The following is a 22493-nucleotide window of genomic DNA, read 5'->3' as shown; positions in this document are numbered from 1 at the left end:
CGTCCCCGGGTACAGCCACAGCTTCCCCGTCGACTTCTCCGTGGCCACGATGTCGTCCCGGCCGTCCCGGTTCAGGTCACCGACCGCCAGGTTGCTCATCCCGTTCCAGCCACCGTTGCCGATCATCACCCGGCTGCCCAACGTCCCCGTACCGGTCCCCGGGTACGACCAGAGCTTCCCGGTCGACACCTCGACCGCCACCAGGTCCTTCTTACCGTTCCCGTTGAAGTCACCCGCCGTCAGGTTCGTCATCCCGGGGTCGGCCGGGCCGTCCTCACGGATGGACTTGTTGCGGACCGGCACGAAGGTGCCGTAGCCCGAGTAGTACGGGTAGGGGATCTCGCGGTAGTGGACGCCGCTGCCGGTGAACTCGTAGCCCATGTAGTGGCTGGAGTCGGTCCACTTCTCGAACAGCACCACGTGGCCGTTGGCCCCGCTGTTGTCGTTGAGCAGCGCGTCGCCGGCCTTGAGCTCGCCCTTGCTGATGTGCTCGGTGACGCCCCGCGGGCCGAAGGTGTCGGTGGTCAGCGAATCGCCGAGCTTCCAGGCCATCGAGACGTAGCCCGAGCAGTCGGTGCGGTAGCCGTTGTGCGAGCCGGTCCAGCTGTATTCGAGGCCGATGCCGACCCAGGTCTTGGCGCGGCGGACCGCCTCGCTCCGGGTGACCGCCGGGGCCAGGACGGAGGCGGACGCCGACGAACCGTCAGCGGCGGGCGCCTGGGGGATTCCGACCGGCTGGCCGGCGCCGCCGTACTCGCCGCCCGCGACCGGGGTGACGGCGGCCGGAGCGGAGGCGGGCTCGGCGGCGAACGCGGTACCGCCCTGGACGACCAGGCCGAGCGAGAGCGAACCGGCTATGCCGAGAGCGACGGCGGACGTGCGGAGGTAAGCCTTGCGGGACATGAGCACTCCTGGAATGACATGGGGAAGAACGGTGCGGCGCGAGGGCGCACGGACCACCGGAGAGGGAGCGCCGGAGGAATTCCGGCACGACTTGGAGAGCCGCGGCGTGGAGAGCCGCGGCACAGGAGAATCGCGAACAGAGAGCCGCGAGCTGAGAGCCGCCGCGCGCAGGAGCGCGACGTGAACGGCCACTTCGCGGACGCGCGCCCTGTGGAGGAGCGCGGCGTGGACGGCCGTCAGCAGGCGAGGGAGACGCGCCAGGACTGGAAGGCCGGGGACCGCGAGAGGGCGGCGGAACACATGGCCAGCGAATGGGCGGGGGCGCTGTCGCCACTCCCGCCGCTGGTGAAGAGGACGAGGTCGATCGAGTCCCGCCCGGCTCTCGACTGGACGTGCTCCAGGCCGCCGCACGGATCGGCGTGGGCCCAGAGCACGTCCTTCAGGACGTGGGCGTCGGCGGCGGTGGGCACACGCCGGTCGGGGCTCGTCAGGGTGAGTCGGACAATGTGCATCGGGCTCGGTTCATGCGGCCGGTGCCGCGGGCGGCGGTCACTTCTTGTTGTCCCAGCTGATGCTGCCCGGGTCGCCCAGGCCACCCTTGCCGTCGCGGGAGAGGTCACCCGTGACGGGGTCGCCCAGAACGGGATCGCCCAGGCCGGGGTCGCTCGCCGCGGACACGCCCGCCACGGTGGCCGGTGCGGCGGAGGCGGCGACGGCAGGCAGAGCGAGCGTGGCCACCACTGCCGCAGCCGCGAGGACACCGGAGACGCGAGCGGTAATCCGCATGGAGAACAACCCCCTGGTTGATGGTCGGTCGGTACTTCGGACGGACGCCGGCTTCGTTCCCGCCGTCCCACCGGCTCCGGGGCTCTGCGCCCCGCGGCTCGGTGATTCACATCCTGCAAGCCCGGACCGGTACTCCGGAAGGCCTCTTCTGAGGCATCATCAGGCCTGGCAGCATGGCGCCACCCCACTCGCCACCGCCGCCCGCACCGCCCCACGGACGCATCGTCAGATCACCTTGCACACACATGTACGAACTGTGAGAATCGCACATGCGGCCTTTACAGACGGCCGCGCGCATCGTCGAGACCGGGGGTAATCGTGCTCGAAGTGCTGGGACTTGGCCCAACGGCGGAAGCCGTCTACGCGGCCCTGCTGGCCGAGCCCGGGTGCCGGGTCACCGACCTGTGCCGCCGGTTCGGCCTCTCCGAGACCGCCGTCAGGGAGGCCCTCGACCAACTCGCGGACCTCACGCTGCTGCGCCCCTCCCAGGAGGTCTTCGGCGCGCTGCGGCCGGTCAGCCCGGCCGTCGGCCTGGAGGCCGTGATCCGCCGCCAGGAGGACGAACTCGCCCGCCGCCAGCAGGAGTTGGCAGCCAGCAAGGCCGCCGTCGCGCAGGCCGTCGCCGCCTACGCGGACCTGGTGCCCAACACCACCTCGGACGCCACCGAACGCCTGGTCGGCATGGACGCGATCCAGGCCAAGCTCGAAATGCTGGCGCGCGACCTGCAGCAGGAGTTCCTCGCCGCGATCTCGGGCGGGGCGCAGTCCCAGGCCAGCATGGACGCCGCCCGCCCGCTCGACCAGGACGCGCTGGAGCGCGGTGTCGCCATGCGGACGCTCTACCAGGACAGCGCCCGCAACGACCAGGCCACCCACGCGTACGCCCAGTGGCTCACCGGGCTCGGCGGCCAGGTGCGGACGGCGCCGCTGCTGCCGCCCCGGCTGCTGGTGTTCGACCGGCACACCGCCGTGGTCCCGATCGACCCGACGCAGACGAGGCTCGGGGCCCTCTGCACGAGTGAGCCCGGGCTGGTCGCCTCCCTCGTCGCCCTGTTCGAACAGGCCTGGTCCACCGCCGTGCCGCTCGGCGCCGACCAGCCCACCCATCACGACACCGGCCTCACCCCGGCCGAACGCGACCTGCTCCGGCTACTCGGGACGGGCCTGACCGACGAGGCCGCCGGCAAGCGGCTCGGGATCTCGGTGCGCACCGTGCGCCGCCAGATGTCCGCCCTGATGGAGCGCCTCGACGCCGCCAGCCGCTTCGAGGCCGGCCTCAAGGCGGCCCAGCGCGGCTGGCTGTAGGCGGGCACCGGCCCCGGGACGACCGGACCCCTCCCTCGCCGTACCGGCCGCCGGTACGGCGAGGGCCCGCCGAACCCGGGGTCTCCCGGAGCCGGCGGGCCCTCGTCCGCGTCGTGGGCGGGCGGGCGTCTACTCGGCGTCGGTGGCCGCCGCGGCCAGCCCCGCCGACCACTTCTCCTCGACCCTGCCGAGCTTCCAGTACGCGATCGCGGCCGCCCAGGTCAGCACGAACAGGGCCACGATGGCGTACCCGACGAGGTTGAGGTCCAGCCCGCCGACCCAGGCGACCGGCCCGCTGGTGATGTCCAGCTTCTCGCCCAGCAGCCCGATCAGCTCGATCGAGCCGATGACCAGCGCGACCAGCACCGAGAGGCCGGTCACGGTCAGGTTGTAGTAGATCTTCCGGACCGGCTTGGAGAACGCCCACTCGTAGGCGAAGTTCATGAACGAGCCGTCGATGGTGTCCAGCAGGCTCATGCCGGCCGCGAACAGGACCGGCAGCACCAGCAGCGCGTACCAGGGGAGCTGGAAGGCCGCCGCACCGCCGGCCAGGACCAGCAGCGAGACCTCGGTCGCGGTGTCGAAGCCGAGGCCGAAGAGCAGGCCGACCGGGTACATGTGCCACGGCTTGGTGACGGCCCTGGTCACCCGGCCCAGGATGCGGTTCATGAAGCCGCGCCTCTCCAGCTGCGCCTCCAGCTCGGCCTCGTCGTACTCGCCGTCCCGCATCTTGCGGAACACCTTGAGGATGCCGTTGAAGGCGCCCAGGTTGATCAGGCCGAGCAGCAGCAGGAACGTCCCGGAGACGGTGACGCCGATCAGGCCGGTGGCCTCGTGCAGGGCGGAGTCGTCCGCCTCGACCTGCCCGGCGAGCGACTTGATCCCGAAGGCCAGCAGCGCGCAGAGGCCGAAGACGATCGACGAGTGGCCCAGCGAGAACCAGAAGCCGACCGAGAGCGGCCGCTTGCCCTGGCCCATCAGCTTGCGGGTGGTGTTGTCGATGGCCGCGATGTGGTCCGCGTCGAAGGCGTGCCGCATGCCGAGGGTGTAGGCGGTGAGGCCCATGCCGGCGCCGAACACCTGCCCGCCGACGTCGTAGTGCTCGGGCGCGATGACCGCGAGCAGCGTGACCCAGCCGATCAGGTGCAGGGCGAGGATGAAGCCGCCCATGCCGGCCAGGCGGATCCACTCCTCGCGGGTGAGCCGGTCGCGCCATCTGACGGCGGTGGCACCTGCGGCGGGGCTGGACATCGTGTCGTCCTTTCGGCGGTACATGCGGAGCCGGGCCATCTTTCCCTCGATGGGGAAGTACTTGCAAGTCATGCGCAACTACGGGATGGGGGCGAGCGGTGCACGGGGGCGCGAAGGGGTGCGTTCCGGAAGCGCGTACGCCCTCCCGAAGATCGTCATGCACCGTACAAATCCCCGTAACCTCCGAAACCTTTCACCTGCGCGTCTACGCGCGGATACTCAGGTTCTACGCGCGAATACTCGGGCGCCGACACCTCAACTCCCCACGGAGGAACGGCAAATGATCCGCATTCGAACGGCTGCTGCCCTGGCCGCCTCGACCCTCCTCGCGGCAGGCCTCACCAGCCTCGCCCCCACCGCCTCGGCCACCCCCACGGCCGCGACCGCCCCGGCCACGGCCAGCACCGCCGTCAGCGCGACCCCCCACCGCGTGCTGTTCGACAACAGCAAGGGCGAGACCGCCGGCAACGCCGACTGGATCATCTCCACCGCCCAGCCCGACCCGCTGGCCCAGAACGCCAACCCCACCACCGAGAAGAGCTGGACCGGCGCCCTCTCCGCGTGGGGCGTCGCCCTCCAGAAGACCGGCCAGTACAGCCTCAAGACCCTCCCGGCCGGCTCCGCCATCAGCTACGGCACCGGCGCCGCGCTGGACCTCGCCAACTTCGACACCTTCGTGATCCCCGAACCGAACATCCGGTTCAGCACGGCCGAGAAGGCCGCCCTGATGCGCTTCGTCCAGAACGGCGGCGGGCTCTTCCTGATCTCCGACCACAACCAGAGCGACCGCAACAACGACGGCTGGGACTCCCCCAAGATCATCAACGATCTGCTCACCAACAACGGGGTGAACAACAACGACCCCTTCGGCTTCTCGGTCGACCTGCTCAACATCTCCACCGACAACCCGCGCGCGGTCAACGACGCCGCCGACCCGGTGCTGCACGGCCCCTTCGGCACCGTCACCGGCTCCATCCTGCGCGCCGGCACCACGTTCACCCTCAAACCGGCCGACAACCCGTCGGTCAAGGGCCTGCTCTACCGCACCGGCTACAGCGGCAACACCGGCGCCTTCTTCGTCACCAGCAGCTACGGCTCCGGCCGGGTCGCGATCTGGGGCGACAGCTCCCCCGCCGACGACGGCACCGGGCAGTCGGGCAACACCCTCTTCAACGGCTGGAACGACCCGGCCGGCACCGACGCCGCCCTCGCGCTCAACGCCACCTCCTGGCTCAGCAAGGCGTGACGCCGGGGCCCGTCAGGGCGCAGCACCGGGCCTGGCGGGGCCCGGTCGCCGGGCCCTGCCGGGGCGTGACGCCCGGACGCGGCGGGGCGTGACACCCGGGCCCGCTCCGGCTCACCAGGAAATCGGCGGCATCCTCCCCTAGGGTCGGAATGCTGACGCCTGCGGCGCGGGCGGGCCCACCCGGCCCGCCCCGCACCGTGGCCCGCCGAGCGGGAACCCCGCCCCAGCCGGGCTCCCGCCGACCCGGGACTCCCGGGACCCGATGGGAGCGGCCATGCCCTCGTACCCCTACCGCACCATCCGCGAGGACCTGCGCGTCCCGCTGCCCGACGGCACCGGGCTGTACGCCCGCCTCTGGCGCCCGGTGACCGACGACCCCGTCCCCGCGCTGCTGGAGTACTCCGCCGGACGCCTCACCGACTGGACCGCCTCCGACGACGCGCGCCGCCACCCCTGGTACGCCGGGCACGGCTACGCCTCCGTCCGGGTCGACCGGCGCGGCCACGGCAACTCGGGCGGCACCCCCGACGACGCCACCGACCTCCCGGACGGGGCCGCCGTCGTCGCCTGGCTCGCCGGCCGCCCCTGGTGCAGCGGCCGGATCGGCCTGCTCGGCACCGGCCCCGACGGCGCCACCGCCCTGCGGCTCGCCGCCCACGCCCCCGACGCCGTCCACGCCGTGGTCGCCGCCTGCCCCGAGACCGGCCTGCGCCCCGGCGGCGCCGTCCCCGCCGCCGACCTGCACGCCCGCGCCACCGCCCGCCTCGCCGACGCGGCCCGCCCGCCGGACCCGCAGTACCTCGGCGACGACTGGCGGCCCCGGTGGCAGGAGCGGCTCGCCTCCCTGGAACCACCCTTCCCCGGCTGGCTCGCCGACGCCCCGCCCGACGACCCGCCCGCCACCGCCGCCGTTCCCACCCTCGCCGTCGCCGGCTGGGGCGACCCGTCCTGCGCGCTGCTGCTGCGCCTGCTCGCCTCCGGGGCCGTCCCGGTCCGTGCCGTCCTCGGCCCCTGGCCGCACGGCCTGCCCGACGAGATCCTCCCCGAGACCCTCCGCTGGTGGGACCACTGGCTCCGGGACATCGACGCCGGCGCCCTCAAGACCCCCGTCCTGCGCAGCTGGATCAGCACCCGCTGGACCGGCGAGGAGTCCTGGCCCTCCCCCGACGTCCGCGACATCCACTACGGCCTCGACGGCCCGCTGCGCACCGCCGGCACCGCCTCGGACGACCGCCACGTCCAGGTCCGCTCCCCCCAGCACACCGGGCTCAACGCCGGCGCCTACGTCCCGGCCGGCCGGCCCGCCGACCAGCCGCCCGACCAGCGGGAGGAGGACGGGCGCTCCGTCTGCTTCGACTCCCAGCCGCTGCCCGAGCCGCTCGAACTCCTCGGCACGCCGTCCCTGCGGCTGCGCCTGCGCCCCTCGCCCGCCCCCGGCCTGGTCGTCGCCCGCCTCTGCGACGTCGCCCCCGACGGCACCTCCGTCCTGCTCACCCGCGGCGCCCTCGTCACCTCCCCGTCGGAGCCGGACGCCACCGTGGAACTCGCGGCCGCCGGCACCACGGTCCCGCCCGGCCACCGGCTGAGGCTCGCCCTCTCCTCCACCTACTGGCCGTGGCTCTGGCCCGACCCCGACCCCGCCGGCTACGGCCTCGACCCGTCGCACAGCACGCTGACGCTCCCGGTGCGCCACCTCGCCGCCGACTCCGGAGCCGCCCCCGTCACCTTCGCCTCCCCCACCCTCCCGCTCCCGCCCCCCGTCCACACCACCGAGCCCCTCACCGCCCGCCCCGAGCGCCTCACCATCCACGACATCGCCCGCCACGAGTGGCGCACCGAGCTCTCCCCCGCCGGCGACGGCACCCGCACCCACCCCGACGGCCTGGTCCGTGACGAGCACACCGTCACCGCCTACCGCATCCTCTCCGCCACCCCCACCAGCGCCCAGGCCCGCACCGACCGCACCGTCCGCCTCGAACGCCCCGCCATCGGCTGGGACATCACCCTCCAGACCCGCACCGAACTCCGCTGCACCCCCACCCACTTCCTCGCCCACACCCGCCTGACCGCCCTCGAAGCCGGCGACGTCGTCTTCACCCGCGACTGGCAGCAGCAGATCCCCCGGGAAGCGTGATCCGACACCTCGGGGGCAGACATCCGAGCTACTGTGGATGTCATGACTGCGGCCTACGAGGATGTGCCCTTCAGCGAGCTGCTCCACCGGCCCGCTGCCACCACCAGCAGACTCGACGCCGTCCGAGCCCTGAGACTGCGACGCCGCGATGCCGGGGATCTCGCGCTGATGCGCGTCGACCAGCTGGAACAGGACACCACCGTCGTCGACTTCACCGCGCGCCTGCTGACCGGCCTGGTGCGGACCGGGAACGTCACCGCCCTGCGCGCAGCCCTGCCCGAGGCCCTGCCATGGATCACGTTCCTTCCCGACGAGGATGTGGACGCCCTCCTCAGCGAGTTGGTGGACGTCGCACGCGGCGCGGTGGCCCTGGAGAACCTCGCCCCGATCGCCCTCCTGCTCACGCAGTGGCGCCACAGCGCGGAGGTCTACGCAGACCCCGCCCTGCACGCCCTCCTGACCCGGGAACCGGAAGGTGACCTCGGGCCCGTTCCCGCGCCAGGAGAAGCCAGGTGAGCCCCAAGCGCGGCGACCGGGCGGCACCTCCCACCCGCCGACGACGAGTACGACCTGCGCTTCGCGAGCTCCGAGGCCGCCGAAGGCTGGGAGCAGCTGGCCCGCCAGGCCCCCGGCAACCTCCGCCGTGCGTTCGAGAGAATCCGCGCCACGCCGCGTGCCGGCGACCAACCCGGCCGCCAGCACCGTCTCAAGGGTGCCTTGGGGACCGGCACCTTCAAAGGCGCGGAGCTCGAACGTTGGCAGTACGAGGTCACCGGCGGCGGGCGCGTCTGGTACCTCGTCGACGTCGCCGGTCGGACGGCCTGGATCACCTACGCCGGCACCGGCCACCCCAAGGCCACCGACTGACCCGCGCCCTCACTGCTGCGGTCGGCCCTCCGCCACCAGCGCCAGCGCCTCCCCCAGGTTGTACTCCGCGATCGCCCGCATCGCGTCGCGGTGCGGGAAGTCCCCGTCGAGCAGGCGCAGCGGGCCGGCGACGAGGGAGAGGCGCATCGCCAACGCGTAGAGGGCGAGGCGGTGTTGGTCGAGGTCATCGGTGTGCAGGTGGTGGTAGTGGCTGCCGAAGCGGATCCGGAGGAAGGCGTGCTCCCATTCGGGGTCGAAGTGCATCAGCCCCTCGATGTCGATGAGCACCGGCTCGCCGGCCGTGTCCACCAGCACGTGGTCGGGCCCGAGTTCGCCGTGCACCAGCCCGTACCGGCTGCGCGGGCGGACCACCGCGTACCGGGTGTGCAGCAGGGCCGCGAGCCGGTCGCGGGCGGCGGCGATCCGCGCGTCCCGGCGGGCCGCCTCGGCGAGGTCGGCGAGGGCCCGGTCGTGGACCAGCTGTTCGCAGGAACGGCCGTGTGACGTACCGCCGTTGTCGAGCAGCGCGAGCTTGCCGTAGGCCGCCGTGCCGCCGCTTCGGCGCAGCACGTCGAGGGTGCGGCCGAGCCGGGCCAGGACCGGCTGCGCCGCGCGCGGGTCGCGATCGAGGAGTGTTTCGAGGTTCTCGCCGGGGACGTCCTCGACCACCGCGGCGTCCGCGGGGACGTGGTCCCCGCTCCGGTCGGCGAGGTGCAGGCGCGGTGTCCGCACGCCGACGGCCGTCAGCCGCCGGTGCGCCGCCTCGAAGAGGTCGAGCCCGGAGGCGTGCGCCAGCGGGTCGGCGTCGTCAGCGACCGCGCCGGGCCAGTAGTTCTCGGCGTCGCCCCAGACGTACGCGACCGCCGTCCCGCCGTCGTCGAACGCGAGCCGGTAGACGCCCTTCTTGCTCCCGCCCCGCAGCCGTTCGACGCCGTCCAGCCGCCGCCCGGCCCCGTACGCCGCCCGTGCCAGAGCCGCCAGTTGCCCCTGCGTCACGCCCGTCGTCACGCCCGTCGTCACACCCATGCGCCGCTCTCCCCCTCGTCGTCGAAGCGGAGGACAGCATAGAGACTCAAAGCATTACTTATGACTTTACCGGCCCATCAAGGAAGTGTTTATATATATCCATGAAGACACTGGGCCTGATCGGCGGCATGAGCTGGGAGTCCACCGCCGAGTACTACCGGACGCTCAACCAGCTCACCCGCGAGCGCCTCGGCGGCCTGCACTCCGCCCGGCTGGTGCTCTACTCCGTCGACTTCGCCGCCGTCGAGCGCCTCCAGGCGCAGGGCCGCTGGACGGAGGCCGGCGAGCTCCTCGCCGACGCGGCGCGCTCGCTGGAGGCCGCCGGCGCCGAACTGCTGCTGATCTGCACCAACACCATGCACCGGGTGGCCGACCAGGTCGAGGCAGCCGTCTCCGTCCCGCTGCTCCACCTCGCCGACGCGACCGCCGACGCCGTCCGGGCCGCCGGCCTGCGCCGGGTCGGCCTGCTGGGAACGGCGTTCACGATGGAACAGGACTTCTACCGCGGCCGGCTGGAGGCGCACGGCCTCACCGTCCTCGTCCCCGACGCGGCCGGGCGCGCCCTCGTCCACCGAGTCATCTACGAGGAGCTCTGCCTGGGCGTCGTCCGCGAGGAGTCGCGCGCCGGATACCGGCGGGTGATCGAGGAGCTGGTCGCCGACGGCGCCGAGGGCGTGATCCTCGGCTGCACCGAGATCGAGCTGCTGGTCGGCGACGGGGACAGCCCCGTCCCGCTCTTCCCGACCGCCCGTCTGCACGCCGAGGCCGCCGTCGGGGCGGCACTCGCGGGCGACGAACGGCTCGCGGGCGACGGACGGTAGGCCCCGCGCCGCCGTCCCCTGCGCGGCGGCGCGAGGCCCACGGGCTCAGGAACGCCAGGACGGAGCGGTGACGATCGCCTTGAGCTGTTCGAGGCTGAGCGCGGGCTGGCCGGGCCGGGCGGTGTAGCCGTTCTCGCCGTTCTGCTCGAAGATCTCGATCTTCCGGCCGTCCGCGTAGTAGACCGCCGCCGACCAGTGCAGGAGCGGATCGGTCGCCGTCTTGCCGTTCCCGAAGCTGTTGGTGACGACCAGGCTGCCGTCGGCCCGCTGGTCCCGCACCGCCAGCGGGCCGGCCGAGCCCGGCGACCCGGCGTACTCCTTGTCCTCCTGCCCCCGCTTGCCCGGCTGGGTGACGTCCAACGTGAGCATGCTGGTCCGGCCCTCGTAGGTCACCATGAGGTGCGGCCCCGTCTTCCCGTCCTGCCCGGACGGCACCGCGCCCTGCGGCAGCAGCGGGACGAGCTTCGCCAGCAGCTCCTCGGCCTTCGGGCCCGGCTCCGGGGTCGGCGGCTTGGGCGGGTTCTCCCGGGCCGGCAGCGCGTCGAAGACCCGTTCCCAGGCCGGCGCGGTGACCAGGGCGCGCAGCTGGTCGGCGTCGAGCGGCGGGTTCTCCCGGTTGGTGTTCTCCCGCTGCCCGTTGTACTCGAAGACCTGCACCCGCCGGCCGTCCGCCGCCGCCCAGGTCGCCCGCCATTCACGCAGACGTTCCTCCGACCGGTCCCGCAACTTGTCGATCACCAGCACGGAGCCGTCGGAGCCGGTCGTGCGCTCGCAGGAGTCCGTCGGCATGCTGAACGGATCCATGCAGACGGCGGCGGCGTCCGGGGTCAGCTCGGTGCGGTCGACGGTGTAGTGGATGATGCTCTCCCCCTTGCCGTCGTCGAGGTAGAGCCCGCCGTCGGTCCGGTACCTGTCGCCGGTGGCGCCGGGCACACCGGGTGTCCCGGCGTTCTCGAACCTGACCTTGCCCTGCGGCAGCAGCGAGGTGACCAGCTCCACCACCTCTGCGGAGGTCATCGGCCGCACCGGCTCGGTGGCGGGGCGGGCGTCGTCCGCCCCGACGCCGCCGAAGGCCGCGAAGCTCCCGACGGCCAGGACCACGACGGCCAGCCCGCCGGCCACGACCGCCAGCCGGCGGCTGCGCCGGACCCGGGCACGCCGCTCGGCGTCGGCGACGAGCCGGTACGGGGCCGGGTCCGGTGCCAGGTCCGCCGCAGCGCGCAGGGCCACCGCGAAGTCATCCTCAAAGGGCATGGCGAACAACCGCCTTCACACTGGTCGGAGCGTTCGGTTCCCGGCCGGGCCCGGCCGTGGCGAGGTCGTCGCCGAGCGTGGCGCGCATCCGGGCCAGCGCCCGGCTGCTGCGCGAGCGGACGGCCGTGCTGCTCAGACGCAGTGCGGCGGCCGTCTCCTCGACGCTGCGGTCCTCCCAGAACCGCAGCACCAACACGGCCCGGTCCTGCGCCGGTATCTCCCCGAGCGCCCTCAGCAGCGTCAGCCGCAGCGCCGGGTCGGGACCGTCCACGGCGGTCTCGGGCACGCAGTCGGTGACCCGCTCGGAGCTGCTGCGCTTCCTGCGGTACGACAGGAAGGTGTTGACCAGCACGGTCTGCGCGTACCCACTCGGATTGTCGAGGCGGGAGACCTTGCGCCACTTCACGAAGAGGCGGCCGAGCGCCTCCTGGACGAGGTCCTCGGCCAGGTGGGCGTCGCCGCCGGTGAGCAGGAAGGCGGTCCGCTGCAGGTGCCGGCCCCGGGACGCCACGAACGCCGGGAAGTCGGGCGGCGCCGGCTCGGCCGGTGTGTCCGCACTCGGTGATTGACTCATAACCCTTTAACGCCGTTGACCCGTGGTCATGTGGCACCCTCCGGAAGATGATCCGGGACGGTGCGCCACCGGCCAAGGGCGGGCCCGTCGATCAGGCGTTCTAGACTCCCCGGATGAGCAACGACCCGTTCCGTCCCAGCATCGACGCGGCCACCGGGGCGGCGGAGTGAGCCTCCCGCGGCTGGTCCGCGACGCGCAGCCGGAGCTGACCGCGCTCTGGCAGAGCCGCTGGCCCGCCAGCCCGCCGGTCGGGCACATGGTCAGCGACCCGTACTGGGAGGTGTGGGTGCGCTTCCACAGCCTGCCGAAGTCGAAGCGCTACCCCGACGACGAGGGCGAGTACGCCGTCGTCCTGGAGCGCTACAACACCGTCCTGGACGAGCTGTTCGCCGGGCGGGACGTCCACGTCATCACCTCCAAGTGGACGACCGGGCCCGACGCGCCACGGCACCGGCCGCGCGCGGGCTACTGGCAGACGTTGCTCACGATCGACGACCCGAACCCGAACTTCCGCACCTACCAACACCTCTACGCCACCCGGCGGACCTGGCAGCGCAGCTGCCTGGACGGACTGCTGCGCGCCGTGGCCGACGACGCGGCCGCCGACGTCCTGATCACCGACACGGAGTTGGAGCGCATCCACCACCCGTACGACGGCGGCGCCGACGTCCTGCTCACGAGCCCGGAGGAGCGCGACCGGCTCCGCGAACGGCACGCGGACTGGCTCTCCCGCCACCCGCAGGGGCTCTGACGGTGGCGCAGCCCCGGCAGGCCGGGGCTGCGCCATCCGGCTGCGTCAGCTCGTGGTGAAGTAGCCGGTCAGGTCGGTGATCACGTCGAGCGGGCCGCCGCCGTGGTTGTAGACGGAGAAGTCGCCGCGCTCGTCCACACCGGTGGTCACCGAGTTGGACCAGGTCATCCCCTGGTAGACGTTGAGGTTGGAGGTGTTCGGCCGGTTCGGGCCCGGGAACACCGTGAGGTATCCGCTGGTGGAGATGTTGGTGGCCGTGACGTTGGTCTCGACGGCCACGACGCCGGGGGTGGCGCCTTCCATCCCGGTGGCCCAGATTTGCTTCGTCTCGTTGTAGCCGATCCGCCCGCCGGTGAGGCGGCTGTCGAACAGCCGAACGGGCGTCTTGACCGCGCGGAACAGGGCGGTGCCCGAAGGACCGTAGTAGCCGACGACGTCGACGACGACGTTCACCGCGCCGGCGTTGTTGTAGATGTTGATCCGCCCGTCCTCGCCGACCGGCACCACCACCTGGTTCGGGGTGTCGCGGCGAATCGGGACGTTGATGTTCGAGCCCTCGGCCGGGCGGGCCGTGCCTCCGGGGTAGACCGTCACGAAGGTGTCGGCGGTGGCGTCGGTGGCGGTGACGTTGAGGACCACCGCGCGGGCGTCCGCGGTACCGAGTTCGGGACGGGCGATCTGGATCGTGCGGGCCGTGCGGCCGCCGATCGGACCGGCGGTGCCGGTCCGGGTGTCGGTGACCCGGGTCGGGGTCAGCGGGGCGAACCTGTCGCCCACGCCGGGCTGGTAGTAGCCGACCACGTCGAGGATGACGTCGGTCTTCCCGGCGCTGTTGAAGACGTCGACCGAGGGCCGCATCTGGTCCGGCGGGAGCGCGACCGTGACCAGGTTGGAGACGGTCTGGCCGGGAGCGAAGCTCAGGCTGGAGGTGGCGGGCGCTCCGGCGCCCAGAGGCGCGTCGCCTCCGAGCGTGAGGTACCCCGTGGCGGTCGGGTTGGTCGCGGTCACGTTGACCACCACGGCCGTCGCCTCGCGCGGGATCGTGTCGTAGTACAGAGGGACGCCATAGTGCTCACCGGGGCCGAGCGGCACGTAGTCGGTGCGGGTGTCCAGCATCCGGGTCGGGGACATCCCCACGAAGCCGCCCGCGGCGGTGACGTAGTCGGGCGACCAGCCCGGCGCCGCCGTCGGGGCGGCGACGGCCGGCGAGGCGGCCAGGGCCGGCACGGTCAGGGTGAGGGCCGTAAGGACGGCGAGGCCGGTGGCGGTACGTGCGCGCATGCTTGGTTCCCCCCAAGTAGGGCTGACGTAAGGGTAGTTCCGGATGCTCCGGTATCTCGAGGACGTCCGACCCCGTCCCGGGTTGCAGGTCGGCCCGAAACTTTTTTGGTCCCGGGCCGCCGCAACGCCCGGGAACGCCCGAGGCCCGGCACCCCCCGCGGAGGGGGTACCGGGCCTCGGGCCCTCGTGCGCGAGCGGCTACTGGTTCCGGTAGTAGCCGAAGAGGTCCGCGACGACGTGCGTCGTCCCGGCGTTGTTGGCGAGGTCGAACCGGCCCTGGGCGTCGACCGGGATGGTGGTGTGGTTGGGGACGTCCAGCCCCGGGGTGGCGTTGAGGTTGCTGGTGCCGGGGCGGACGCCGCCACTGGCCCAGGCGGTCAGGTGGGTGGGCACCGTGGTCTCGGTCGCGGTCAGGTTGACGGCCGCGGCGGTCGCGCCGGCCGGGACGCCGCCCACCGTGCGGACCGAGCCCGGGCCGAACGGAGACCCGTCGCGCGAGTCGAGCAGCCGGGTGGGCGCGACGGGGGTGAACAGGCCCTTGCCGTCCGGGCTGTAGTAGCCGAAGACGTCGACCACGGCGTGCGAACGGCCGGCCCGGTTGTACAGCTCGACGCTGCCGTCCGCCCCCAGCGGGACCACCACCTGGTTGGGGATGTTCCGGCCTGGGACGGTGTTGAGGTTGGAGCCCGCGGCGGGGCGCGCGGTGCCCGCCGGGTAGACCGTGAAGAAGCCGGTGGAGGTGGACTCCGTGGCCGTCACGTTGAGCACCACCGAGGTGGCGTTGGCGGGGACGCCGCCGGCGCCGGCCACCTTCAGCCGGCGGGTGGCGCCCTGGCCGAGCGCACTGTCGTCGCTCCGGGTGTCGAGCAGCCGGGCCGGGGCGACGGAGGTGAAGCGGTCGGGGCTGTCGCCCTTGAAGTAGCCCAGGACGTCGGCGACGGGGTGGACGTAGCCCGCGTTGTTGCGGACCACCACCAGCCCGTCGGGGCCGATCGGGACCGTCACCAGGTTGGCGACGTCCTGGCCGGGACCGAAGTTGACGTTCGAGGTGGCCGACCGGGCGAGCTGGGACGGGTAGACGTCCAGGTGGCTGTTGGCGGTACCCCCGGTGGCGGTCAGGTTCAGCACGACGGCCGTGGCGCCGGGCGGCACGATGTCGGTCGCACCGGTGCTGCGGCCGCGGACGTACAGGTCCATGGTCTCGCCGGGGCCGAGGCGCGGGTAGCGGCTCCCGGGCTCGCGGGAGTCCAGGATGCGGGTCGGCGCGATCGCGGTGAAGCCGGACGGGGTGTAGGCGACGGTGACCTGGCCGGTGCTGGTCACGGTGGCACCGGACGCGTCGGTCACGGTGCCCTTCACGGTGTACGTGCCGGGCCTGGCGTACACGTGACGGGCGGGGCCGTAGCTGTCGACCGGCTGGGCCGTGCCGTCGCCGAAGTCGTAGGAGAGGTTCGCGATCGGCCACGGGCTGCTCGCCGTCGCGGTGACGTCGGCCGTGACGGCGAGCGGGTCGCGCCCGCTGTCCGCGGCCACCGTGAGGCTGGCGGTCAGCGGCTTGTCCTCGCCCACCCGCACCGGCCACTCCAGCCGGTCGGTGACCTTTCCGCCGCGGTCGTCGGTGACGGTGACCTGCGGGTGGTACTCGGCCGGGGTGGTGTAGGTGTGGCGGACCGTCGCATCGGCCGTGGTGACCGGCGCGGTGCCGTCGCCGAAGTCGAAGGTGTAGGCGAGCTTCGTCGGCCAGGTGTTGGTGGCGGTGGCCTTGAGCTCCACGGTGAACGGCGCGGGGCCGGTCGGGGGCTCGTAGACGGTGCCGCGGGCTTCCAGCCGGACGTCGTCGAGGCCGACGACCTCGTACGCCCCGCGGTCGCGGAAGCTGCCGGCCGGGCCGGTGTTGGCGACGTCCGGGTGGTCGACGGCGCTGTGCCCGAGCAGGTCGGTGGCAGGTACGCCGGGAGCCTGCGGATCGGCGGAGTCGATCAGGGCGGGGCGGGCTTGATTTGGGTTCACCAGGGGGACGGACAGCGGCGAGTAGGTGTCGTCGAACTCGACGTAGGCGCTGTCATCGTGCTTGCCCTGCCCCGTCGCGGCAGCCAGGTTCGCGGCCCACATGTACGACACCCCGGCCCACTTGTAGGCGGGATAGAACTCCCCGGGCGAGGCGGAGAGAACATTGTTGTAGTCGAGACTGGTCCCTGCCGTCGAGGCGGGGGACACCTGGACCGTCCCCCTGGCCACGACGTTGTTGGCTATCGTCGCGTGATCGGAGACGCCGACCAGGTCGATGGCGATCGCGGTCGACCACTGCCAGTGCACGGTGTTGCTGGTGATCAGCGTGCCGGGCGCGTCGGTCACGGAGACGGCGGGCGCGCCGAAGACCGTCGCGAAGTCGTTCCCGGAGATCCTCGTCCCGGTGACGCCCGCGCCGAGCTTCACGCCACCACCTGTGGTTTCGTGGAAGACCGACCGCTCGACCGTGACCCGCTCGCTCGGACCCGTGACACTGACGCCAGGCCGGACGGTCTCACTGTCCGACTTCCCGATCCAGTTGCCCGAGAGCTCGACCCGGCTGACGTTGTCGAGCTCGAAGCCCTTCACCTCGAAGCCCGAGAAGACGATGTCGTGCCGGCCCGATATCCGCACCGGCAGCCGCGACGGGCCGGCGATGGTCGGCTGGCTGTGCAACGCAGCCCTGCCCAGTCGCCCCCGGCCCCGGAAGGTGATCGGCTTGCCGGGCTCGCCGGACCGTCGGACGACCACGTCCTCCAGGTAGTCACCCTGGAAGACGTCCACGGTCTGCCCGGGCTGGACCTTGTCCGCGGCGGCCTGGATGGTGCAGAACGGCCTGGCCTCGGTGCCCGGGCCGCTGTCGGTGCAGAAGCCGTTGCTGGCCCTGACGTACAGGACGGCGGCCGACTCGGCCGCGACGGCGGGCAACGGCAGCCCGACGACGGCGGACACCACGGCGGCGCTCAGGCCGACGGCATGACGAAGACGCACGGTGTGCTTCCCCCAGGGGTGATAGAGGCCCGGTCGCGCTCGGCCCGCTTGCGCTACGAGAGCCGTGGTCGCGCTGATGGAGCGTCTGCGGAGCATTGGTGAGCATTATGCGGGCAGGGATGATCGTTTCAGCCACCGGGGGTGGCCGGAAACGTTCCGCTCCGCCCAGCCTGCCCGGTCGATATGCCTATCTGACGGACAGTTCGGCGCCTGCCGGATGAAATGATCCGTACGCAACGGCAGGAACCGGCAGCAGCAGAATGGGGTGGCGCAGGGTGACGACCGTGGACAGGGTGCAGATCACCGGAGGCGACGACTGGACGATGCCGGTCGGTTCGCGGTTCCCGGACGCGCTGAGGGTGCGGGCCTTCACCGACGAGATGCCGGTGCCGGACGCGGAGGTGACGTTCACGGTCTCCGGAGCGGCTTCGTTCGCCGGCGCGGCAGGGACGGCCGGCGCGACGGTCACGGTCAAGGCCGACGAGGACGGGTTCGCCGCCGTGGAGCTCGTTGCCGGTGAGGAGCCCGGTGCGGTGGAGGTGACGGCCACCTGGGGCGACGACCGGGCGGTGTTCGGCCTCACCGTGAGCGACGCGGAGCGCCTGATGCCGGCGCCGCTGGTCGAGGGGGCGTGGGAGGGCGCGCTCGCCCTGGGGCGGATGGCCCAGGTCACGGTGGTGGTCCCGGCGATGGGGACGCTGACGGCGGGGAGCGTGCTCCAGGTGGTGTGGGAGGGGGACGACGACGCCCGCTGCGAGGTCGAGCGCACCATCACCGTGAACGGGGAGGGCCTGAACCAGGCCTTCTACGTCGTGGCCGCGTACGCACCGCTCGGCGACACGAAGGTGAGCTACCGGATCTCCGGGGCCGAGTACTGCGCCCGGACGCTGGCCCTGAAGGTCACCGAGTAGCAAGCACCTCGGACGTAAGACAGTTGAGGCCGCCCGGCGCTGAGAGCCGGGCGGCTTCGGTGTTCCTCAGGCAGGCTCGCCGCGGGTCGGCCGGTTCTAAGTACCACCCCAATGCAGCCGCACTGAACGTGGTCTGGCGAAAGTCGTCCTGGAGCAACGACTCGGGAAACTGCATCGAGCTCGCCATACCAAGCGGCCCGGTCACCTACGTTCGTGACTCGACGAATCCTTCCGGTCCCGCTCTCCTCTTCAGCGCCGCAGCGCACGCCGCCTTCATCGCCGCCGTCGCCAACGGCGAGTTCGACTTCGACCTGCTCTGACGCCTCGCCGAGAGAAACGGTCCGGCGCGCCTCGGGCGCGCCGGACCGTCTGCATCAGCGATCACCCGCCGCTTGGGCGGTCGGAGCGCCGGAGCCGACCTTGGTCATCGCGGTTCCCTGAAACGCCGTCTCCAGGGCCTTCTTGGCGTCATCCGCCGACGGGATGGCCACCGGATTCTGACAGGGTCGTGCCACAGCGGCGGCCCTGGCCACCTTCAGAGCGATGTCCAGACGGGCCTGGTGGACCGACGCCTGCTTGGGGTCGACATGCTCGGAGTTCGCGCCGACAATGACCTCCAGGTACGGGTACCCCTGGTCAGGGTTGGCCGGATTGTCACATCGGAAGGCCAGCTGCACCTGCTCCTTCATCGTCCACAGTCCTCCGACGTCCGGTCCGAGGCCCAGCAGTGCCGCCTCCGCCCGGTATTCCGGAGAAGGACCCTTCTCGTACAGGTTCAGATGATCGCGACTGTTGATGCGGTGGACCGACACCAGCAGCAGCGACTCGTTGTCCCGCGTCACGGCGCAGTATTGACTCTGTTCGCCAGGCTGAAAACTGGCCTGCGGGCCGACCGAATTGAAACCCTCCGTGACCTGCACGCTGAACGTTCCCTGCGCCGTGCCCGCCAATGGCTGCAGGTCGTTGCGGTCGAGCAGTGACCAGCAAGCACTGTCCGGCAGCATCAACGGATCCGGCGGCATCAACGGATCCTGCGACGAGGCCGGCCACCAGAAGTAACTGCCTGCCAGGGCGAGGACGCACGCCAACGAGCCGACTTCGAGCCACACGCGAGTGCGGCGGCGGTGGCGGTCAGCCATGGATCGCTTCCTTGGAGACGTTCTCGCCGCTGGTGTAACCGGCCAGCGCCGAGTTGGCGGCCGACGTGGCCAATGTGTCGAGGTACGGCTCTTCAAGACCCGCGCCCTGCCCGGCCTTCCTCACAGCGGCCGCAGCCGCCGCGGCGGCGGAGGACTGCCCTGCGTCATGGGCCTTTGTCGCATCGTCACTCGCCTGCGGGGTGACCTGGTAGCCAGCCGCGACGCTGTCGATGAAGCCGTTCACGGGGTACGACATCCCACCACCGACCACAGGGATGGCTCCGAGCACCGCGCCCCCGGAGACCGCCCAGATCGTCTTGGCCCAGATGGCGTTGTGGTCGATCGCGTCGTTGTACGCGGTCGCCTCGGCCTGCTTCTGGACGTAGACCTCGTCCGTCATGCCCGCGGTGAGGATGCCGGCCACCACACCACCCGGGCGTGCAGCGTTCTGGACGGCCTCGCCGAAGATGTCCTTGTACTGTTCCCGGTGCTGCATGACGTCCTGGATGTGCGCCGTGCTGTACGCCTGCTGAGCCTGGGCGATCGCACCGTAGGCGTCGGGGTGGTGGCCAAGCGCCTCCAGTAGCTTTTCGGTGTTCCCCCGGTCGAGGTCGGCCTTCGTGCCGTAGGTGGTCAGCGTCGTGTCGTGCGGGCTCAACGACGCCTGCACATCACCCATGTAGGCGGCCGTCATGTGGCCGAGACTGCCGTCCAGGCCCGCGAACAACCCACCTCTGGCAAGCAGCCCGGGGCCGTCGCCGCTGCCGAAGCGGTCCACCACGCTCTTCATCACCGCGGCCATCTCGGGCGTGTGCGGCGGTAGTGGCGCGCCGGTCGCGTCGTACGCACGGCCGGTGGTGGCCGCCTCCAGGGCGTGGCCCAGGGCGGCGGCCTCCAGCGGCTCCGCATGCCCCATGGGCAGCGAGTGTCCCGGCCCGACGTCCTGGAGCGGGGAGTTCCAGCCGGCTGTTGTCAGCGCGTCGAGGTACTTGTTCGTCTGGCCAACGGCCTTGACCGTCCCGTCGAGGCTGTAGAGGGTCGCCGGATCGTGGAAATAGCTCGTGGCCGCGTCGGGATTGTGCCCGAGGGCCTCCAGGACGCCGGCCATCGGGTTGAACCCTCCCTGCTGGGCGCCAAGGAACCGGTACTGGGAGAACTCCGCCACGTTCCACTGGTCGGAGGTCCAGAAGCCCTGCCGCTCGCTGAGCTGGGTGACGTGCTCGGCGATCGGGTTGAGGAAGTGCGGGTCGTACGTTCCGGTGCGCAGGATGTTCGTGAGGATCTGGTACCCGAACGGTTGGGCGCTGCCGCCGGGCTGACCGTCCGGCCAGATGGCGACGCGGGTACTTCCCGCCTTGCGGAGGCCGGCCTCCCATTCGTCGGAGAGGTGCGGCTCGTTGCGGGAATTGGTTGCGGTGGCGAGGGCGGTCCCCAGCCTGGTCTGGAGGTCGGCGATCACCTGGGATCGGCCGCCGCCCTGCTTGGCGGAGGCAGCAGCCAACTTTCCGTACGAGGCCAGGAATCCGTCCGGCCCCAGCGACCCGTAGAAAGCCGTGGCGAAGGCGGGATCCCCGGCGTGATCCTTCAGCAGCTGGTTGAGCTGCGCGAGCTGGGCGTCGCTGGCGTTGCCGGCCAGCTGCAGAATGCCGGCCGCCTCCTTCGCCGCTTCCTCGGGCAGCCGGGTGCCGGGCGCCCCGCGGAAGGACGTGCGGCTGATGCCGGTGTCCGCCGCGAGGGCCACCGCCGCGGCCGAATCGGCCGCAGCGGCGCGGGCCAGTGCCTTGGCGATCGCGTCGGCGACGCCCGACGCCTTCTGCCGATAGGTGTTGGCGTAGTCCGGATCGTTCTTGTCCGCCGTGCTCGTTGCCGGCGGCCAGTGGACACTGCCACTGTCGTCCACCGTCATCCCGTGGTCAGTGGCGGACTGAACCGCCGCTTTCAGGTCGGCCTGGGCGCCGGCGAGTTCTGTGTGCGCGTCGCGCAGGGCCTTGGCAAGGCCGCTGGCCTCCTCGAATGCCGCGTCGATCTCGGTGCGGACCTTCGCGATGGCGCCGGCCGCCTGTTCTGCCGCCGGGCCGCGCCATCCCGAACCCTGGAGAGGCGTGATGACATCACCGGTCAGTTCGGAGGAGAACTCCCAACCGCGAACCAGTGATTCGAATGCTCCGGCCATCCTGTCGATCCCGGAGACCGGAGCATGCCTCAGGTCACTGAACTCCACCATTCCCGGGCCTCAGTTCTTTCCGAAGTTCTGTGCGTTCAGCTGTTCGGCGCGAGCATAGGAGTCGGCATTGGCGCCCAGATTTTCGCCGATTCTCCCGAACGTGTCGGTCAGCGACTGGACCTGCGCGTTCCAGACGTCCCGGGCCGTACCCAGCGCCCCGACCAGCGCCCAGCTGCGCGGTAGATCCTCGGTGGCCTCGTTCACCCGGTCGAAGGGCTTCTTGCAGGCCTGCGAGAACTTCGTCTGCAAGGTGCCGACATTGCCCGCGGCCCGACGAAGAGCGTCCGGGCTGACCTTCACCACCGAGCCGGCCGGACCGGCCGCGGCGGACGCACCTGACGGGCCCGGAGTGGCCTGCCCGGTCGGCGTCCACCCGGGCGCCGGCGCCCCGGACGCGGCGGACGCGAGGTCCGGGAACTGCTTCTTCGCCGCCTCCGTCAGGTTCCCGGAACTGTCGAACAGCCACGGATTGATCCGTCGCTCAAAATCCAGGTCAACCATTCCCCCACCCCAATTCGAGGACAAATGCAGGGACCGGCCAGGCGGTCACCCGGGCATCGAACGCACCCTTGCCGATGCACGGAATTCCTGACAGTCGTCCGCAGAGCACCGACAGAGACGACCCGTACGTTCCGTCAGTTCGGGAGCCTTCCACGGATACTCGCCAACCGCGCGACAGTTGAGCACTTCTTGAGGCTCGACCGCGAGATCAGTATGCGGACGACCTCATTCCGAGCGCTGCCACGAGTGCACGCCGACCCGAAGATCGGGATATGCGCAAACGCGAATGGCCGCCCGGTCAAGGACCGGGCGGCCACAGGGGGTTACCGCACAGGCGTCAGCTGGTGGCGATCGAGGTGTCGTCGATCACGAAGCTGGTCTGCAGCGAGGAGTCCTCGGTGCCGGCGAACTTGAGGGTGACCGCCTGGCCCGCGTAGGACGAGAGGTCGAAGGTGCGCAGCTGGTAGCCGGCGGCCGCGTCCACGTTGGAGTAGGTCTTCAGCGCGGTGCCGTTGACCG

21 protein-coding genes and 1 pseudogene are annotated in these 22493 nt (G+C 71.7%); 9 read left to right on the top strand and 13 right to left on the bottom strand.

Annotated elements, in window-relative coordinates; all coding sequences use genetic code 11:
- From ACFC1F_RS35320 to ACFC1F_RS35310, 3 genes are all read right to left on the bottom strand, one after another.
- Positions 1-903 (bottom strand): FG-GAP-like repeat-containing protein (locus tag ACFC1F_RS35320; RefSeq protein ID WP_376164652.1); only part of this gene is annotated, 903 nt, incomplete at its 3' end.
- Between the two features lie 236 nt (positions 904-1139).
- Positions 1140-1415, bottom strand: coding sequence for a hypothetical protein (locus ACFC1F_RS35315; protein WP_209417244.1), 276 nt, complete (start codon positions 1413-1415; stop codon positions 1140-1142).
- A 37-nt stretch (positions 1416-1452) separates the two neighbouring features.
- Complete coding sequence (locus ACFC1F_RS35310) at positions 1453-1689, bottom strand: hypothetical protein (RefSeq protein WP_376164650.1); 237 nt, start codon at positions 1687-1689, stop codon at positions 1453-1455.
- A 318-nt stretch (positions 1690-2007) separates the two neighbouring features.
- Between ACFC1F_RS35310 and ACFC1F_RS35305 the strand changes: the two genes are divergently transcribed.
- A complete protein-coding gene (locus ACFC1F_RS35305; RefSeq protein ID WP_209417246.1) occupies positions 2008-2994 on the top strand; it encodes a LuxR C-terminal-related transcriptional regulator in 987 nt (328 codons plus the stop codon).
- A gap of 129 nt (positions 2995-3123) precedes the next feature.
- Here the strand turns inward: ACFC1F_RS35305 and ACFC1F_RS35300 are convergent, their stop codons facing one another.
- A complete protein-coding gene (locus ACFC1F_RS35300; protein ID WP_209417283.1) occupies positions 3124-4245 on the bottom strand; it encodes a HoxN/HupN/NixA family nickel/cobalt transporter in 1122 nt (373 codons plus the stop codon).
- Between the two features lie 280 nt (positions 4246-4525).
- Between ACFC1F_RS35300 and ACFC1F_RS35295 the strand changes: the two genes are divergently transcribed.
- The 4 genes from ACFC1F_RS35295 to ACFC1F_RS35280 all read left to right on the top strand — a co-directional run bounded on the left by ACFC1F_RS35295 (position 4526) and on the right by ACFC1F_RS35280 (position 8492).
- On the top strand, positions 4526-5491 hold the full coding sequence (locus ACFC1F_RS35295) for a hydrolase (protein WP_376164648.1): 966 nt from the start codon (positions 4526-4528) through the stop codon (positions 5489-5491).
- Between the two features lie 274 nt (positions 5492-5765).
- A complete protein-coding gene (locus ACFC1F_RS35290) occupies positions 5766-7625 on the top strand; it encodes a CocE/NonD family hydrolase (RefSeq protein ID WP_376164646.1) in 1860 nt (619 codons plus the stop codon).
- A 42-nt stretch (positions 7626-7667) separates the two neighbouring features.
- Positions 7668-8141, top strand: a complete 474-nt coding sequence (locus tag ACFC1F_RS35285) for a hypothetical protein (protein ID WP_209417249.1) — start codon at positions 7668-7670, stop codon at positions 8139-8141.
- Between the two features lie 201 nt (positions 8142-8342).
- A complete protein-coding gene (locus ACFC1F_RS35280; RefSeq protein ID WP_376164644.1) occupies positions 8343-8492 on the top strand; it encodes a hypothetical protein in 150 nt (49 codons plus the stop codon).
- Positions 8493-8501: 9 nt separating this feature from the next.
- Here the strand turns inward: ACFC1F_RS35280 and ACFC1F_RS35275 are convergent, their stop codons facing one another.
- Positions 8502-9518 (bottom strand): aminoglycoside phosphotransferase family protein, encoded by a 1017-nt coding sequence (locus ACFC1F_RS35275; protein WP_376164642.1) that lies wholly within the window; start codon positions 9516-9518, stop codon positions 8502-8504.
- Positions 9519-9619: 101 nt separating this feature from the next.
- On the opposite strand from ACFC1F_RS35275, the gene ACFC1F_RS35270 reads away from it, so the two are divergent.
- A complete protein-coding gene (locus tag ACFC1F_RS35270; RefSeq protein ID WP_376164640.1) occupies positions 9620-10339 on the top strand; it encodes an aspartate/glutamate racemase family protein in 720 nt (239 codons plus the stop codon).
- A 45-nt stretch (positions 10340-10384) separates the two neighbouring features.
- On the opposite strand, the gene ACFC1F_RS35265 is transcribed toward ACFC1F_RS35270, so the two are convergent.
- Positions 10385-11593 (bottom strand): hypothetical protein, encoded by a 1209-nt coding sequence (locus ACFC1F_RS35265; protein WP_376164638.1) that lies wholly within the window; start codon positions 11591-11593, stop codon positions 10385-10387.
- Complete coding sequence (locus ACFC1F_RS35260) at positions 11583-12167, bottom strand: SigE family RNA polymerase sigma factor (protein WP_209417253.1); 585 nt, start codon at positions 12165-12167, stop codon at positions 11583-11585. Before ACFC1F_RS35260 ends, ACFC1F_RS35265 begins: the two co-directional genes overlap by 11 nt.
- Before the next feature lie 166 nt (positions 12168-12333).
- Between ACFC1F_RS35260 and ACFC1F_RS35255 the strand changes: the two genes are divergently transcribed.
- On the top strand, positions 12334-12918 hold the full coding sequence (locus ACFC1F_RS35255) for a hypothetical protein (RefSeq protein WP_376164636.1): 585 nt from the start codon (positions 12334-12336) through the stop codon (positions 12916-12918).
- A 45-nt stretch (positions 12919-12963) separates the two neighbouring features.
- Here the strand turns inward: ACFC1F_RS35255 and ACFC1F_RS35250 are convergent, their stop codons facing one another.
- Complete coding sequence (locus tag ACFC1F_RS35250) at positions 12964-14199, bottom strand: hypothetical protein (protein ID WP_376164634.1); 1236 nt, start codon at positions 14197-14199, stop codon at positions 12964-12966.
- A gap of 198 nt (positions 14200-14397) precedes the next feature.
- Positions 14398-17199 (bottom strand): PKD domain-containing protein, encoded by a 2802-nt coding sequence (locus ACFC1F_RS35245; RefSeq protein WP_376164633.1) that lies wholly within the window; start codon positions 17197-17199, stop codon positions 14398-14400.
- Positions 17200-17492: 293 nt separating this feature from the next.
- Here ACFC1F_RS35245 and ACFC1F_RS35240 point away from each other — a divergent pair, with 293 nt between their 5' ends.
- Both ACFC1F_RS35240 and ACFC1F_RS35235 read left to right on the top strand, forming a co-directional pair.
- Complete coding sequence (locus ACFC1F_RS35240) at positions 17493-18110, top strand: hypothetical protein (RefSeq protein WP_376164631.1); 618 nt, start codon at positions 17493-17495, stop codon at positions 18108-18110.
- Between the two features lie 128 nt (positions 18111-18238).
- Positions 18239-18430, top strand: coding sequence for a DUF397 domain-containing protein (locus ACFC1F_RS35235; RefSeq protein WP_376164629.1), 192 nt, complete (start codon positions 18239-18241; stop codon positions 18428-18430).
- Positions 18431-18484: 54 nt separating this feature from the next.
- Here ACFC1F_RS35235 and ACFC1F_RS35230 read toward each other — a convergent pair whose 3' ends face one another.
- The 4 genes and pseudogenes from ACFC1F_RS35230 to ACFC1F_RS35215 form a co-directional block, all read right to left on the bottom strand.
- Complete coding sequence (locus ACFC1F_RS35230; protein ID WP_376164627.1) at positions 18485-19249, bottom strand: hypothetical protein; 765 nt, start codon at positions 19247-19249, stop codon at positions 18485-18487.
- Entirely contained in the window at positions 19242-21473 is a 2232-nt protein-coding gene (locus ACFC1F_RS35225) for a hypothetical protein (protein WP_376164625.1), read from the bottom strand. The genes ACFC1F_RS35230 and ACFC1F_RS35225 overlap by 8 nt, the downstream gene beginning before the upstream one ends.
- Before the next feature lie 9 nt (positions 21474-21482).
- Positions 21483-21974 carry a WXG100 family type VII secretion target gene (locus tag ACFC1F_RS35220; protein ID WP_376164623.1) on the bottom strand — a complete coding sequence of 164 codons (492 nt, stop codon included), beginning with the start codon at positions 21972-21974 and terminating at the stop codon, positions 21483-21485.
- 337 nt (positions 21975-22311) lie between these two features.
- Positions 22312-22493: pseudogene (locus tag ACFC1F_RS35215) on the bottom strand (hypothetical protein); the annotation flags it as partial.

Origin of the sequence: Kitasatospora sp. NPDC056181 (genome assembly GCF_042266225.1) — a bacterium.
Classification (GTDB): Bacteria; Actinomycetota; Actinomycetes; order Streptomycetales; family Streptomycetaceae; genus Kitasatospora.
Note: the sequence above shows the minus strand (reverse complement) of the source record. Positions and strands in the feature narration are given on the sequence as shown.